This is a genomic window from Flagellimonas marinaquae (assembly GCF_023716465.1).
In the GTDB taxonomy this organism is placed as follows: Bacteria; Bacteroidota; Bacteroidia; order Flavobacteriales; family Flavobacteriaceae; genus Flagellimonas; species Flagellimonas alginolytica.
On the sequence record NZ_CP092415.1, the window covers coordinates 2,994,767 to 3,009,981 of the forward strand.

Here is a 15,215-nt window from a genome sequence, read left to right on the forward strand (position 1 = left end):
GTAATTTATTTCAACTTTTTCCCTTCATCGACGCCAAAGAATCCTCACTAACCTCACATATCTCTAAAAGCTTCGCTTTAACACGTTCAATTATATCTTCTCGTTCGCTGGCGTTAAATAGTTTGGAACGGTCACTTACATTATCGAAATACAAGATATATCTATAATACGGCCATATATTGCTTTCCCTAAAGTCTGACTGAAAATATTCATGTTGTCCCAAAGCTGCTTTTAATGGCGTTCTTTCCACTTTATCTTTAGTTGCTATAATGCCAAATATGGACTTTTGCCAAGGTATTTTGGATTCCCCCTCCAGTTTGATGGAAATGTTTTCTGGCCATTTGTCATTGGTTATGGTTATGCCCTTCCAAGGTTGACTCAAATCATCATCCACCACGATTCTCCAATGATCGTTCAGCTCCTTTTTAAGTCTTTCCGCAACCTCATCAACAAACTGTTTGGTCATTTCCAACTCAACATCAGAAATTAAATTGCTTATAGTCTGAGCTGCGTTGTAATTCTCCTTGACAAGTCTGTGCATTTCCTTTTCCATTGCTTTATCGGTTAATTGATTGGTCAGTTTCTTTAGTAAAATGATGTATTGCTTAATGGACTCCCTGAGAATTGGGTCCTCCGCTGATTCCTTTAAACAAGCCTCCAGCCATTCTATTATATCGTTCTTATACGATATGAGATAATAGTCCTTGTCCGCAACCAAGTCTCCTTTACTCGCCTCTGAAGCATCTGAACCACCAAGCGTTAAGTAGTATACCGTGTTGTTTTCTTTGTTATGATTACAATAGCGCTGTAGTTGCACATTCTGGTCGGCTGCATAAATTTTATTCTCAATGCATATACTGTTGACTTGGTCGGTAATGTAAATATCTACTCTGCCTCCCTTCAGATTAACATCGTCTCGTTTTCCTATATCCTTTTCTAATCTAACACGGGCTTTATCTAGGTCGATAGTACTGTCACCGACCGTTTCTAAAAACAGCTTTAAAAACAAATTTCCTTTTAAATGTGAGCCTTTTGGTTGTAGTAGTTCCCCTAAAAAAGCAGAATGTGTGCCATTCTCTTTGTGCTCCATTTTTAGGATGGAGAACACATTAAAGTTTTCCCCTTTTAATCTCGACACCTCATTGTGGTGGGCAATGATTCGTTTGGCATCTCGGATAAGTTTTTTCTCGTTGGTGAAAATCATGTCAATTATTCTAAACAAACATCTGCTGCAACAGCCCTTTTTTAAACTTTTGGGTTTTCTCTATTTGGGTGCTTACCACAGCTATTTTTGTATCGATGGCACTTAAGAAGTTAGCGATTTGGGTTTGTTCTTCTACAGAAGGTATTGCTATTTCGATTTCTTCAACATATCTAAAGTATAAATTTGAAACATTCCCGCCTTCAACACGTTTAGCCAATTGTTTTTTTAACATTGAATTTATGTAATAGGTCAAAAACAATCCATTTTCAGCAGTATTATATACAGAAATCATTTCGCCAATAGCTACCCCAGATAGGGGTAAATAACTACAGTTTGCAAAATCTAAAGGGTCTTCTCCTACACGAGGTACTAATACTTCTCCACCTTTGCTAAATTTCAAATTTTCAGGCTTAACATTAGTAAAAGATTTTATTTCTTTTATTTCTTCACCATAAGTACTATATAACTCTCCATATCTAACACAAGGTGTTTCTGCATCAGGTTTAATTGTAGATTTTGGTGCCCCCTTTCCATAATAAAAGTATCCGAAATCCTTTAATTTTCCCTTTCTAATTTCATCATCTTTGAATTTTTCTAATCTTTTTTTGTAACTCAAAATTTTTTGAATCACACCCTTCTTATAATCTTCCAACAAACATTGTTTTTGTTGTAATTGAGCTATTTTTTTATCAACAGATGAAAGAAAAGAGGCTATTTTTTGTTGTTCGGTAAGGGATGGAAAACCAATTTTAAATTCCTTAATCTGTTTGGCACTAATATGAGGAATACCCGAGCTTGTGTTTACAACATCAACATATCGATGAAATCTACTTGAAAAAATATTCAAATAAATAAATCTAATATCAGAAGTTTTCTTTGCTCTTACTCTGGAAACCCTTTGTATTAATAGAGAACCTTCATCAGCTACGTTAATTAAAGCAACATTCTTACCAACTTTTGAACCATCCATTCCTAAGACTAAATCATTTTCTTTGAGAATGTATTTCTTCAATTTCTCAATTTCATTAGTGTAATATCTATCTATATCTTCACTGTGTCTTATATGTCCTTCGGTAATATTAATACCTCTTAGTAAAGGTGTACCTGTTTTATCTTCTGAAATATCATCCCCTTTGAAAGCATACCCTGATAATAAATCAATATGATTCTCCAATTGCTCATAATTCCATTCCCCCGAAAACTCAGCAAACCGTAATTTCGGCACCCGTTTTTGTTCTTCCATAATTAAAACGGTGTTTTAAGATTAAGCTGCTTACAGAAATCGGCTATCACCGCATCGGTTTCGGCCATATCCTTTTCCAAAGCTTGTAGTTCATTGGCTACGGCATCCAAATCCACAGGTTCATCTTCCTCAAAGGAGTCCACATAGCGGGGTATGTTCAGGTTGTAATCGTTGTCGGCCACCTCGTCCAAACTCGCTACATAACTAAATTTGCCTTGGGCACTTCGGGTGCGGTAAGTATCAATAATGGCATCAATATGTGCTGCATTCAGTTTGTTTTTATTGCCATCTTTTTCAAAACCCTGTGAGGCATCAATAAACAAAATGTCATCGTTGTGTACCCTGCATTTGCTCAACACCAAAATACAGGTGGGGATGCTGGTGCCATAGAAGACATTGGCGGGCAAACCTATCACGGCATCCAAATAATTCAGTTCCTTTATCAGGTATTCCCTAATCGTGCCTTCGGCACTGCCCCTGAACAATACACCATGCGGTAACACGCAGGCCATGGTGCCGTTTTCCGCCAATTGGTACAGCATATGTTGTACAAAGGCAAAATCGGCCTTACTAGTGGGGGCCAAACGCCCGTATTGGCTAAAACGCTCGTCGTTTTCGTTCAAGGGGTTATTTTTACCTTTCCATTTGGCTGAAAATGGCGGATTGGCCACAATGGCCTCAAAGCGCATATCCAAATGTTGGGGTTGTTCCAGCGTGTCCTCCTGCCTAATGTCAAAATGCCTAAAATGGACATCGTGCAAGATCATGTTCATCCGTGCCAAATTGTAGGTAGTCCGGTTGAGTTCCTGTCCGAAAAAATCATCCACGGGCACTTCCCTGCTCACACGCAACAGCAAGGAGCCAGAGCCACAAGTGGGATCGTACACGCTTTTAAGGCGTTTTTTGCCCGTGGTCACAATTTTGGCCAGTATCTTGGAGACTTGCTGAGGTGTATAAAACTCTCCTGCCTTTTTGCCCGCTCCACTGGCAAACTGGGAAATCAGGTACTCGTAAGCATCGCCGAGCACATCCGCCTCGGTATCTTCCAAGGCAAAGTCTATTTTATCCAAATGAAACAGCACTTTGGAGATAAGGCTGTTTCGGGCTTCGGTACTTCTGCCCAGTTTGGTGCTGTTCAGGTCCAGATCCTCAAAAAGTTTGTTGAAATCGTCCTCGCTTTCCGTACCCATGGTGCTTTGCTCAATACTGTTGAGAATGCTTTCCAGATCGGCCAGGATAAAATTGCTCTCGTTCTCGGTATTGGCATTGCCCTTTTTGGCGATGGAGCTAAAGAGTTCATCAGGTTTTAGGTAGTACCCCAATTTTAATAAGGATTCCTCTTTAATGGCCTCCAGATCGCCAGTATCGGTGACCAAAAGATAATCCTTAATTTCCTCGGTTTCCAATAACGTATTGGCGTATAGGTATTGTTTTTCGGAAAGGTATTTGTAGAAAATAAAGCCTAGAATATAATCTCTAAACTCGTCGGCATCCATTTTGCCCCTCAACTCATTGGCAATGTTCCATAATTGCGTTTCCAGCAGTTTCTTTTGTTCTTCGGACATGAAGTGTATTTAATTTTGGGTAGGGGAAATCGTATTATTCCCAAATATATGGAAACATTCGGTTTTAAGGGTAGCCTAGGTTGTTTGAGTGGTGTACTCCGTTAGTTAAGGGCGGAGCCATCCACTCGATTGGTACTATTTTTTATTGCTTCTTAAATGATGTAATCCAATTTGTCATATATTCAATTACATCACTAAAAGTCAATTCATATATATCTTTTGGATTATAGCCTTCTTCTTTTAAAATGTCTTCATAATCAAATTCAAATTCGTTGAATGCAAGCCACATTTCTTTATGTCTCGGAATATCATTATTTGTTGGCTTAAACCAATCTCTCACGACTTTAATAATATTCTCTGGATTGTTTTTATGAGCTTTAATATCATTTCCAGAAATATCAGAAATTACTCTTTGATATCTATACTGTTCCTTTTCTAAAATCAGAAATTTTTTGTTTTGGTATTTCTGTGGATTTGAGAGTTTAATTCCAAAATCAATACCACATTCAAACGGCACATTGAACCTAGGTAATTTATCCTCGGTCAAAGGTTCCATTCTTGATAAATCGTGAATTGAGAATTTAGAATCCTCCATCATTTCTTTTATTTTATGAAGTCTAACTTCTCCTGAGTCCGAAGTTTCCGAAATGCGAGGCTTTAGTCCGATGTAGATTAAAGTAAAAAGTAAAGGCTTTAATAATTTAAAATATTCGTTATCAAATGGACAATTGACAAATACGCTTTTTGAATCCATATTTATCTTTTCTTTTTATTGGATTGGATAGTTCCGTCCTTCTTGTGTACGACTATTCTTTCTGCACTTTTCACATTTTTAGCAGCTTTTATAGCGCCTTCTTTCGTAGGTCTTACGGCTGTTGACCTTGTTGCACCTTCCTTTTTAACAGACCATCCATCTTTGCTAGGAACAACGTGGACTCTGTTGCTATTTGACGAAGCAGCTTTGGTAAACTTCCCAGTTAACTTACTTCTATCGGTTTTTTTTGCCATAAATCCATTTTTAAATTACTGCCAATTTGTTTATATCCCCAACTTTCCTTGGCATTTACCACCAATTCGTGTAGCCTTATCCATTATTCTAAAATGCGAAGCATAGTTCCCGCTGTTCAAGGGCTTGTGTACGTGTCTGCTGAAGGAGGAAAGGTTATTGTTGGTCGTTTTTTAGTATTCAAATTTTTTCATTTCAGTTCGTATTTGCATTATTTGCTTTTGTAACTCATTATCAAATACGTGATATCCATCTGCTATGTTTTTCATTGCGGCTCCCATAAACCTCTCTGCATTCAAATAAATATCGTAAGCTTCTTTTTCGTGTTTAGTTCCTTTATAATTTAAATATTGATGAAAGGTTTTTTCAACATTGTCAGAATAAGGCCCTAATGAATTTAGTGTGTCATAAAAGTTTGAAATGATTTGATTTTTAGAAAAGTCTGACTGCAAATCAAAATAGAGACTAATAGCATTTGCAATACTAAATGAGGCGTTATTTGCCAAAGCAATCTTTTCGTCAATTTGATTGAGCAGATTTTCATTCAATTGTTTTCCTACATCAGTTTCATATTCTTCATATCGACCATACAAAACCATAAGTTGTGATAATGCATCTGAAAACAAACTATATTGCATCACAGCAGCTTCGGCTGCTGATAATTTTTTCAAAAAGAATTGTTTCTCCAATTCATATTTGTGCTCTTTGCTTTTTTGAAATATTTCCAAACCTTTACTGATTACAACTGTCAAAATCGAACCAATTAGTCCACCAAGAGCTCCAATTAAATAATTATCCATTTCTTTTGTTCAAATTACTCCAATTGTTAGGCTGTGAGTAGTTGCGTGATTTAGTCCGAAACTTTGCATGTACGCACCAAACTGAAAATCCTTGAGGTTTTTTATAAGTAGGTGTCAACACGCAATTACTTCATAGGAGCCATTGTTGGGCACAGTTATTTGTTTTTTGATAATTCCCAATCATCAATTTTCACTAGTACAATTCCATATTTATCATCGGTGAAAATAGGTTCTTCAAGTCCCCAATATATCCAATATATAGTTGTGCCATCAGAATTTTCTTTTGAGCTGTTAGTTCCATTTTTAGTATAAACTACTATCTTATCTCCAGCTTTAACCTTTTTTGGTGCGAACCAATATGCAGATTTGGCTTTATTATAAAAACCTCCAGAAGAACCAAAGCTTGTTCTAAAGAGTTGATAAAATTTGAGTTCACAATCTTTAACCACATTAAATCCGATTCGTTCTTCTTTCAAAACTCCACGGTCGCTTATTCCAGATATTTTTAGCTCCATTTTTTTACAAGTTTTGATAAAATTCCACCTACAATTAAAACTCCCCCAGAAACCAAGAATATCCAACCTTTTTTGTCAATTTCAAAAAGAGATGCTAAACCAATTAGTCCTGAACCAATAGCTAGGCAAAAGCTATATAGGACTTCTAGAGAATTATGCGTTTTCAATTTTTCTTCAAGAACAGCTTTTTCTTTATCTACTTTATGAAATTTTGATTCTGTTAGCTGTAATTCTGAAACTTGTATTTCAAGCTTATCTATTTCACTGATAAGTAATTTTTGAACTGCTGGATTAGACAAGTCCTCATCAGCTAGTTCTCTTCGTAGTTTGGAATAAGGTCTTCCAGGGACATAGCTCGAGGACTCCTCTTCTGCGCCCTTGCCTGTGTCTTTTTCTATTTCAGGTTCTTTCATTTTTTCCTAATTGTGCCCAACTTGTATATATACTGAATTTTCTTACGCATACTGCCAAAGAGGCTTGCTATACCCAAGTTTTGTAATTGAATGCAAAGCATAGCCTTATTGTCGTTCAATAAAGTTTTGGGGGAGATGACGATAAATGTAAGAATTTTCTAAGACAAGAAAATGTCGAATTCTGTAAGGAAATTTAAAAAAGAGAAAATCAATAAGTTGAAGGAAGCCAGAATTATTGATTTTTAAATGAGTCTGACGCAAAAAAATCTTTTAGGCTTATATTAACCATTCTGCAAAACCTACTGATTGTGTGTATTGAAACTCCTCGGTTATCATTAACACTTTCCCACCTGTTTAAAGTTTGCCTTTCTAAATCATTATTTTCTGCAAACCTTTTTTGATTAGGGTCAGCATTTATGCGCAATTCCTTGATTCTATGCGCAATTTTATTGTTCAATGCAATATCCTCTGGTTTTAGCTTACCCATATTGCAATTTTCATTTAATTGTAAAAAAATATGTAGGCCATTTGGTTTACATTTTTATATTTCGTTATATTTGGAACTGAATACATACATTTGCGATTCTTCGTTTAGAACATATTTGAAGCTTTCGCTTAGAGTCCTTAAATAGAAAACTGGTAATTTTTGCAACAGGACAATAAGCAGATTGCTCACGACCCGGGCGTGGGCTCTCTTATCGTTGCACGGTATCACCAGTACCTCTATTTAGATAAGTTGAGTCCCGCGCCTTTTTTTGGTGTATTGGTTCATTGCAACTTTCTTCTTAGCGTTTGGTTTCTTTGGTCCTTTCGGAGCATCGCCCAACCAACTGGGTTATGGGAAACATTTGGCAACTTTTTTCTGTGGGATTCACACCGTGTTTTTGTTCCATTTTTGGGGCCGCGCACTCGGTGTTTGATATCCTGTTTAGAAAGAAGCCAAAGAATCCCGTCTAATCCTTGGGCCACGGTTGTGGGATACACGTTGCACATTTTTCCGGTTCACGATATCCTTTTGTCCCACAATCAACGACTACACTTTTAGGGCAATCGGCCCAATCACGAAACCATGGTCTTTTTTGGTTTAGGAATCCTATTTCCGAGAGCGTTTGCTCCTTGGACAGGATGGCCTATGTCCGAACCTAAATGCCCTAAGGTAAGTTACGACATTGTCGGGACTTCGGGGGCAGTGCAAACAAAAAACCTCCGGACAGGGTAGCAATTGTCCAGAGGCACGATTCAATTCTAACTAACTGTTAAAAATCAAACAACTCAAAATTATGAAGATACTATGGATAGATGCGAACAGAATTTCCCTGTTCCTGATCATCAACATGCTGCTGGCTCTGTGGCCATCAGAAACCTTGGAGGCCGCACTGGCCTCGCCTCCCCAAGCTACTGTTACCGGTGCCGTTACGGATGCTGACGGAAACCCGCTCGTCGGGGTAGGTGTTCAAGTGGTGAATACCCAACGGGGCACGATTACGGATATGGATGGTTCGTTTACCATTCAAGCCAATCCTGAAGATACTCTATACTTTTCAATCATTGGCTTTAAGCCCTTGAAAGTTGGCATCAAGGCTAGGAATGTGGTCAACGTCCAAATGGAGGAAGATGTCACCCAATTGGGGGAAGTAGTGCTCAATGCGGGTTACTATACCGTTTCCAAGCGGGAACGTTCCGGGAACATTGCCACAATCAAGGCTGAAATGATGGAAAAGCAGCCCGTGGGCAATCCCTTGGCCGCCATGCAAGGGCAGTTGTCCGGGGTCAATATCGTGCAGAACACCGGGGTGCCCGGTGGGGGCTTTACCATCGATATCCGTGGCAGGAACTTTATCAATGGGGCTTCCGATCCCCTTTTCATCGTGGACGGGGTGCCCATCAGTTCACAGTCCTTGGGGTCCAACGATGTTTCTGGGCAGATATTGGGCGGGAACACCAGTCCGCTGAATGCCATCAACCCCAACGACATTGAGAGCATAGAGGTGCTCAAGGATGCCGATGCCACCGCCATTTATGGGTCCCGTGGGGCCAATGGGGTGGTCTTGATCACCACCAAAAAGGGTCGGGTCGGGGAGACCCGTTTCAATGCCCAAATGAGCTCTTCGCTGGGAAGGGTCACGAATTTTCTGGATTTGTTGAATACCCAACAATATTTGGAACTTCGCCGTGAGGGCGTGGTCAATGATGGTTTTGGGGATTTTTTGGATAATCCCGCCTTTGATTTTGCATGGCCCGATATCAAGACTTGGGACAATGACCGGTATACCGATTGGCAGGACGAGCTGATCGGGCGAACGGCCTATCGGAACAATCTGCAATTGTCCGTTTCCGGGGGCAGTGAACGCACCCAGTTCCTGATTAGTGGTTCCTACCTAAAGGAGACCACGGTATTCCCCGGGGATGCCAATTATAAAAAGGCCAATGTGAACAGCAATATTTCGCATCAATCGGATAATGGGCGTTTCAAGATCAATCTGTCCACGCTCTATACCCGAGAGGACAATCTGATGCCTCGGTCGGACCTGACCAACGTGGCCTATACCCTGGAGCCCAATGCCCCTGAAATCTATGATGGGGAAGGAAACCTCAATTGGGAGGACAATACCTTTGACAATCCCTATGCCGCACTTGAGGAACAGTATGGGCAGGCGAGCCATACGCTGATTTCCAATGCTTTGTTGTCCTATGCCTTGCTGCCCGATCTTGAGGTCAGGACGAGTTTGGGCTACAATCGGTATCAATTGGATTCCTACCGTACCTTGCCCAGTTCCGCAGTGAACCCTGGACGTGGGTTGACGCCACAGACCTATTCTTCTTTGACGCTGAATTCGGCAGATCGTGAATCCTGGATCGTGGAGCCCCAGATCAGTTGGAAGCCCAGATGGAACACCTTCGATGTAGAGGTGTTGTTGGGGTCTACCTTTCAAAAGGAGACCGCCCAGCAGTTTGTGCAACGGGGGACCGGATATCCCAATGACCTGTTGATCCAAAACCTTGCTGCGGCCAGTACCGTGGAGGTATTGGGGGACACCGATAGCGAATATGCCTATACGGCTGTGTTCGGTAGGGTCAACGTCAACTTCTTGGACCGTTATATCCTGAACCTGACGGGTAGGCGTGACGGTTCTTCCCGATTTGGGCCGGGCAGGCAGTTCGGCAATTTTGGGGCCATTGGATTGGCCTGGTTGTTTTCGGAGGAAAAGCTTTTTGCCAATAGCCCTTTGTTGAGCTTTGGGAAGCTTCGTGGCAGCTATGGGACCACGGGCAGTGACAATATCGGGGATTACCGCTTTCTGGACACCTATGATGTGACGGGTTTTGATTACAACGGTATCAGCATTTTGGAGCCCACGGGCATTTTCAATCCCTTGTTCGGATGGGAGTCGAACACAAAATTGGAAGTGGGTCTGGAACTGGGATTCTTTCGTGATAGGTTGCGATTGGAGACCTCCTTTTTTCGGAACCGCTCCAGCAACCAGTTGATCGGTATCCCCTTGGCAGCGACAACTGGTTTTTCGGAACTGACCGGAAATTTTGATGCCACGGTTGAGAATACCGGGGTGGAGGTAGATTTCAATGCGATGATGTTCCAAGGAAAGGATTTTGGATGGTCCACCCGCTTTACCTTGACGGTCCCCAAAAATAAACTGTTGGCCTTTGATGGTCTGGAAGATTCCACCTTTGCCGATCGCTACATCATCGGGGAGCCCTTGACCATCGTTCGATTGTACGAATCCCTTGGGGTGGACCCTGAAACGGGCATCTACCAATTCGAGGACTTCAACGGGGACGGGGAGATCACCAGTCTTGGCGACCGGGAGTGGTTGGAGGACCTTGCCCCGGAATTCTACGGGGGTTTTGGGCAAAATATCCGATGGGGCAATTTGGGGCTGGATTTCTTTTTCCAGTTCAAGAAACAAAAGGCCTATAATGAGCTCCGGGCGTTTGCGGTGCCAGGAGCGCGCAGGAACCTGCCCATCCGTTTGTTGGATCGATGGCAAGAGCCGGGTGATGAGGCCACCGTACAATTGGCCTCTGCCGGACTTGCTCCCGGGGAGGACACGGGAGCACTGCAGTCCAGGAGCAATGCGGCGGTATCGGATGCATCCTTCATCCGTCTTAGGAACATCACCCTCAATTATAGGATCCCCAATCTGGGCAATCGCTTGGACATCAATGTATACCTACAGGGACAGAACCTTTGGACGATCACCGACTATACCGGGCCCGATCCGGAGCAGCCCTCCACCGTGCGTTTACCGCAGTTACGGCAGTTGACCTTGGGACTACAGTTGGGATTTTAACCTTATACAAATGAATTATGAGACAGATATTTTATAGCAATAGACAATTTTTGATGGGCCTGATGTGCAAGGCCTTTTTATGGATGGTACTGTTGGGCACCTTTGGTTGTTCGGATTTTGTGGAGGTGGACCCTCCCAAGAATACCTTGGTCGCCCAAAGGGTGTTCGATGACCCCTCCACGGTGGAATCGGCCCTGGCCAATCTCTATTTCTCCCTAAGGGAAGATGGGATGGTGTCCGGGAATTCGGGATTTACGACCCTGTTGGGCATCTATGCTGATGAGCTGGATTATTACGCTTTCAACGGTGATTTTGTCCAATTGTACCGTCATACGGTGACGCCACAGAATGCGGTGCTTTTGGGATGGTGGACACAGGGCTATCAGGTCATTTATGCCGCCAATGATATCATTGCGGGATTGGAGGCCTCGGAGGGACTGAGTGCGATGGAAGTGGAACGCTACAAGGGACAGGCGCTGTTTGTCCGGGCCTATGTGCACAGTTTACTGGTGGGTGTTTTTGGGGATGTTCCCTATATCACCACCACGGATTATGTGGTGAACACCAACGCTTCACGTTTGGAGGCAGCGTTGGTGTATGAAGCCATTGTTGCGGATCTGGAGCAAGCGGTCGCTTTGATGGACGGTGGGGATATCCCCGTGGGGGATAGGGTGGTGCCCGATGCCGATGTGGCCCGTGCCCTGTTGGCCCGAATGGCCCTATATACGCAGCAGTGGGATTTGGCCGCTGCCACTGCTGGGGAATTGATCGCTGCCTTTCCCTTGGAACCCGATTTGGATCAAGTGTTTTTGAAGGAATCGGGGGAGACCATATGGCAGTTCAAGCCAGGGGAAGACCTTAGAAATACGCAAGAGGCCAATCAATTGGTGATTCAGTTCATTCCCGGGCAGCGCTTTGCGCTTACGCCCTCCATGTTGGACGCTTTTGAGGTGGGGGATGGCCGTTTGGAGCGTTGGACCGATGAGATATCGGATGCCGATGGTACCCTTACGCTGTCCTATGCCCATAAGTACAAGGCGTTGTTCAATGAAACGGCATCCTTGGAGCATTCCATTGTGTTCCGATTGGCGGAGCAATACCTGATCCGGGCCGAGGCCAGGGCACAGTTGGGCAATCTGGACGGGGCCCGACAGGACCTCAATGCGGTGCGCAATCGTGCCGGTCTGGGGGATCTGAATTTGGTCGGGCAAACGGAACTGCTGGAGGCCATATACCAAGAAAGACGGGTGGAACTCTTTGCGGAGCAGGGGCTTCACTGGATGGACCTGAAACGTACCGGACGTGCTACGGAGGAGATGGCACCCTTAAAGGCCAATTGGGAGGATACCCATATACTGTTGCCCATTCCCGAGAGCGAATTGGAGATCAATCCCAATCTCTTGCCACAAAACCCTGGATATTAATGTTTGACAAAAGAATTCATAGGATGAAAAAGTTGGTTTATACGCTAGTATGGATGATACCCTTATGGGCGGTGCACGGCTACTCGCAAATGGCGAAGGACTTAGATGGTACAGCATCCGATGTAGCAACTCCTTTTCTTACGGCACAAGTAGTGGAGGGCAAATTATGGGTCGATGTTCCCTCGTCCCTTTTGGAAAAACCCCTATTATGGACAAGTAACGGAAATAGTGAATTTTATGACTCCAAGCATGTGCAGTTCCGTAAGGAAGGGGAACGGCTGTATTTGGAGCAACCTCGGGTATGGTCGGAGATGGGAATCTGGTTGCCCATGAATGGGGATATTTCCTTGGAAAGGATCTTTCTTGGGGAATTTCCGATCATGGCATATGATGGGAATGCCTATCGTATCGATATGACGTCAGTGGTATTGGATGAATCGATTCCTTGGCAGCATATGTCCTCCTTGCCCCGGTTGGGCCATCTCTCCGAGGTGGTCGGGGTGAAGCATAAAGAAGGAGAACTGATGGTGCAAACCCGGATAGGGTTGTCCAAGGAGGGTGTCTCGTTTTTGGAACCCGTGTTTTTCAGCTTTCTGGTATTGCCCGAACCCATGGAGCCGAGGCCCTATGACTACCGTATGGCCTATTGGGTCGAGGACCAGGATAGGACCGGAGACCAAACGGAAAATAAGGTTGGTAGCATAGGGCGATGGCGATTGGCCAAAAAGTTTAAGGACCGTGAACGGAGTGTGCCCCAAAAGCCCATTACATTTTTGATATCACCTGATATTCCCGAGAAATGGAGGCCCTATGTCAAGGCCGGTGTTCTAGAATGGCTCCCTGCGTTTGAGGCGGCAGGATTTACAAATGCCATTATCGTAAAGGAGATGGATAGTTTGGATGCGTGGGAAAACCGTAGTTTGGGGAACTCCGTCATCCGATGGGGTAGGAACCAAAACGTCAGGGGCCGAGAAGCGTTAGGTGGAGGAGGGACGGTCACTTTGGTCGTTGACCATCGTTCTGGGGAAATCGTAAAGTCGGATATCCTCTTGGGGACTTCACTGCAGCGGTTACAGGACGAGTATTTTGTGCGCTGTGCTGCGTTGGACCCAAGGGCGCGGACCAATCCTTTTCCCGATGAACTTACAGGGGAGCTGATCCAATTTTTGGTGGCGCATGAGACCGGGCATGCCCTCGGTATCAAGGATAACCACTTTGGGGAGTTCCAATATCCCTTGGAGCGCATGGGCGATGCGCAGTGGCTCAAGGATATGGGACATACGCCCAGTGTGATGTCCTATGCCAGGCACAATAATATGGCACAGCCCAAAGACAGTGTTCCGCCGCACTTGTTGATCCAAAAGGTAGGTCCCACAGACCACTACTATATCCAATGGGCGTATACGGAGTTCCCCTCGGGATGGGGCAAAAAGCAGAAATCGGAGCGATTGGAAGAAATGATCCGATGGCAGGATTCCGTACCGTGGTATAGGTATAACGATAGTAATTATGAGATCATTGGCCCGGGAAACACCAATGAAGTGGTGGAGACCAATGATCCCGTGGGAGGTGCAAAACGCGCCTTGGCCAATTTGGAGCGGGCATTGGCCCTCTTGCCCGATACCAACCAAGGGAGAACGGATATGGCGCGGAGCAAACGCATATATGCCCAGGGGTTGGAACTTTGGTACCATACCATGCGAAATGTGCTTTCCATGGTCGGAGGTTATGAGGTGTTTTACAAATCCATGGATCAAGAGGGAAGCCTGTACACCCCTGTTGATTTTACAAGGCAGCAGGAGGCCATGGACTATTTTATGGGACAGGCCTTTGACCCTCCCCAATGGTTGACCCACCCCGACCTGGGCATGGACATTCGGTATTCGAGCCATCCCGATCTTGTGCTAAACTATCAAAAACTGCTCTTGATGGAACTGATGAGACCACAACGGATGAAACGCTTGGAGCATCTGGAAACCTTAGAGGGCTTTGAAGGGGCATTGGACTGGTATGTCGAGGAGCTGCAGCAGCGGCTTTTTAAGGAATTGTTGGAGAGTACAGGGCAGGTGCCTGCCAGGAAGCAGGCCATTCAAGCGCTGTACTTGGAAAAATGGAACCAAAACTTTCAAAAGGAGCGGTTCCAATTAGGGGTGGATGAGATGGCCTTTGTGCATTCCGATCATTCCTTAGGGGTCGTCATGGAACAACTGCTGGACCTGCAACGCCTGTTGCGGAAATCCTTAAAACGCCATAAGCATTTGGAATCCAAGGGGCATTGGGCATGGTGCTTGGCCAAGTTGGAGGAATTGACCGGTGGTTAATGGATGTAGGAAATCATTTTTATTGAAGCAGAACTTATGGAAAGGACTGCGAAGCTTGAAGTTTCGTTGTGTTTTGAGTTAGTGATAAAGGTGTCCCCTCGGGGACACCTTTAGTTTTGAAAGGTTATCTATTCAAACCTTTCGTACAATGGAATGGTGAGTGCAGGGTCCTTAAAGACCTGCCACTGTCCTTCCATACAGAGCACTTCACCGATTTCAGGGCAATCTGTCTGGATGGCCTGAACCCCCAAGATGGGATGGTTGTAATAGCCCGTTTGGGTGCTATTGCTCTCTTCCGTGGCAAATGCCATGCCGACCGCCATGATGATGGCAAAGGCCGGTAACAACAATTTGAAAAATTTAGCTTTCATAATGTTATGTATTAAAAATGAATGCCTACTCTAAGTGAGGTTT

13 protein-coding genes are annotated in these 15,215 nt (G+C 43.9%); 3 read left to right on the plus strand and 10 right to left on the minus strand.

Annotated features, from left to right (window positions below):
* Window positions 1-10 precede the first annotated feature (10 nt).
* From MJO53_RS13240 to MJO53_RS13280, 9 genes are all read right to left on the minus strand, one after another.
* Window positions 11-1,204, minus strand: coding sequence for a PD-(D/E)XK nuclease family protein (locus tag MJO53_RS13240; RefSeq protein ID WP_252079416.1), 1,194 nt, complete (start codon window positions 1,202-1,204; stop codon window positions 11-13).
* A 10-nt stretch (window positions 1,205-1,214) separates the two neighbouring features.
* Window positions 1,215-2,447, minus strand: coding sequence for a restriction endonuclease subunit S (locus MJO53_RS13245; RefSeq protein WP_252079417.1), 1,233 nt, complete (start codon window positions 2,445-2,447; stop codon window positions 1,215-1,217).
* A 2-nt stretch (window positions 2,448-2,449) separates the two neighbouring features.
* A complete protein-coding gene (locus tag MJO53_RS13250; protein ID WP_252079418.1) occupies window positions 2,450-4,012 on the minus strand; it encodes a type I restriction-modification system subunit M in 1,563 nt (520 codons plus the stop codon).
* Between the two features lie 142 nt (window positions 4,013-4,154).
* Window positions 4,155-4,766: a hypothetical protein gene (locus tag MJO53_RS13255; RefSeq protein ID WP_252079419.1), complete on the minus strand. Its 612-nt coding sequence runs from the start codon at window positions 4,764-4,766 to the stop codon at window positions 4,155-4,157.
* A gap of 2 nt (window positions 4,767-4,768) precedes the next feature.
* Entirely contained in the window at window positions 4,769-5,020 is a 252-nt protein-coding gene (locus tag MJO53_RS13260) for a DUF2188 domain-containing protein (RefSeq protein WP_252079420.1), read from the minus strand.
* A gap of 171 nt (window positions 5,021-5,191) precedes the next feature.
* Window positions 5,192-5,818, minus strand: a complete 627-nt coding sequence (locus tag MJO53_RS13265) for a hypothetical protein (RefSeq protein ID WP_252079421.1) — start codon at window positions 5,816-5,818, stop codon at window positions 5,192-5,194.
* 155 nt (window positions 5,819-5,973) lie between these two features.
* A complete protein-coding gene (locus MJO53_RS13270; protein ID WP_252079422.1) occupies window positions 5,974-6,333 on the minus strand; it encodes a hypothetical protein in 360 nt (119 codons plus the stop codon).
* Complete coding sequence (locus tag MJO53_RS13275; RefSeq protein ID WP_252079423.1) at window positions 6,324-6,746, minus strand: hypothetical protein; 423 nt, start codon at window positions 6,744-6,746, stop codon at window positions 6,324-6,326. Before MJO53_RS13275 ends, MJO53_RS13270 begins: the two co-directional genes overlap by 10 nt.
* 232 nt (window positions 6,747-6,978) lie before the next feature.
* Window positions 6,979-7,233 (minus strand): helix-turn-helix transcriptional regulator, encoded by a 255-nt coding sequence (locus tag MJO53_RS13280; protein WP_252079424.1) that lies wholly within the window; start codon window positions 7,231-7,233, stop codon window positions 6,979-6,981.
* Window positions 7,234-8,026: 793 nt separating this feature from the next.
* Between MJO53_RS13280 and MJO53_RS13285 the strand changes: the two genes are divergently transcribed.
* From MJO53_RS13285 to MJO53_RS13295, 3 genes are read left to right on the plus strand one after another with little or no spacing between them, the layout of a single operon-like run.
* Window positions 8,027-11,056 carry a SusC/RagA family TonB-linked outer membrane protein gene (locus tag MJO53_RS13285; RefSeq protein WP_252079425.1) on the plus strand — a complete coding sequence of 1,010 codons (3,030 nt, stop codon included), beginning with the start codon at window positions 8,027-8,029 and terminating at the stop codon, window positions 11,054-11,056.
* A gap of 17 nt (window positions 11,057-11,073) precedes the next feature.
* The gene (locus MJO53_RS13290; protein WP_252079426.1) at window positions 11,074-12,480 is read left to right on the plus strand and encodes a RagB/SusD family nutrient uptake outer membrane protein; all 1,407 of its coding nucleotides are present in this window, start codon (window positions 11,074-11,076) and stop codon (window positions 12,478-12,480) included.
* Window positions 12,481-12,503: 23 nt separating this feature from the next.
* Entirely contained in the window at window positions 12,504-14,801 is a 2,298-nt protein-coding gene (locus tag MJO53_RS13295; RefSeq protein ID WP_252079427.1) for a zinc-dependent metalloprotease, read from the plus strand.
* A gap of 128 nt (window positions 14,802-14,929) precedes the next feature.
* Here MJO53_RS13295 and MJO53_RS13300 read toward each other — a convergent pair whose 3' ends face one another.
* A complete protein-coding gene (locus tag MJO53_RS13300) occupies window positions 14,930-15,172 on the minus strand; it encodes a DUF6520 family protein (protein WP_252079428.1) in 243 nt (80 codons plus the stop codon).
* Window positions 15,173-15,215: the final 43 nt, after the last annotated feature.

Excerpts from the sequence above, each read along its gene's own strand:
- MJO53_RS13240 (WP_252079416.1), bottom strand. The coding sequence starts at position 1,204 with ATGATTTTCACCAACGAGAAAAAACTTATCCGAGATGCCAAACGAATC.
- MJO53_RS13245 (WP_252079417.1), bottom strand. The coding sequence starts at position 2,447 with ATGGAAGAACAAAAACGGGTGCCGAAATTACGGTTTGCTGAGTTTTCG.
- MJO53_RS13250 (WP_252079418.1), bottom strand. The coding sequence starts at position 4,012 with ATGTCCGAAGAACAAAAGAAACTGCTGGAAACGCAATTATGGAACATT.
- MJO53_RS13255 (WP_252079419.1), bottom strand. The coding sequence starts at position 4,766 with ATGGATTCAAAAAGCGTATTTGTCAATTGTCCATTTGATAACGAATAT.
- MJO53_RS13260 (WP_252079420.1), bottom strand. The coding sequence starts at position 5,020 with ATGGCAAAAAAAACCGATAGAAGTAAGTTAACTGGGAAGTTTACCAAA.
- MJO53_RS13265 (WP_252079421.1), bottom strand. The coding sequence starts at position 5,818 with ATGGATAATTATTTAATTGGAGCTCTTGGTGGACTAATTGGTTCGATT.
- MJO53_RS13270 (WP_252079422.1), bottom strand. The coding sequence starts at position 6,333 with ATGGAGCTAAAAATATCTGGAATAAGCGACCGTGGAGTTTTGAAAGAA.
- MJO53_RS13275 (WP_252079423.1), bottom strand. The coding sequence starts at position 6,746 with ATGAAAGAACCTGAAATAGAAAAAGACACAGGCAAGGGCGCAGAAGAG.
- MJO53_RS13280 (WP_252079424.1), bottom strand. The coding sequence starts at position 7,233 with ATGGGTAAGCTAAAACCAGAGGATATTGCATTGAACAATAAAATTGCG.
- MJO53_RS13285 (WP_252079425.1), top strand. The coding sequence starts at position 8,027 with ATGAAGATACTATGGATAGATGCGAACAGAATTTCCCTGTTCCTGATC.
- MJO53_RS13290 (WP_252079426.1), top strand. The coding sequence starts at position 11,074 with ATGAGACAGATATTTTATAGCAATAGACAATTTTTGATGGGCCTGATG.
- MJO53_RS13295 (WP_252079427.1), top strand. The coding sequence starts at position 12,504 with ATGAAAAAGTTGGTTTATACGCTAGTATGGATGATACCCTTATGGGCG.
- MJO53_RS13300 (WP_252079428.1), bottom strand. The coding sequence starts at position 15,172 with ATGAAAGCTAAATTTTTCAAATTGTTGTTACCGGCCTTTGCCATCATC.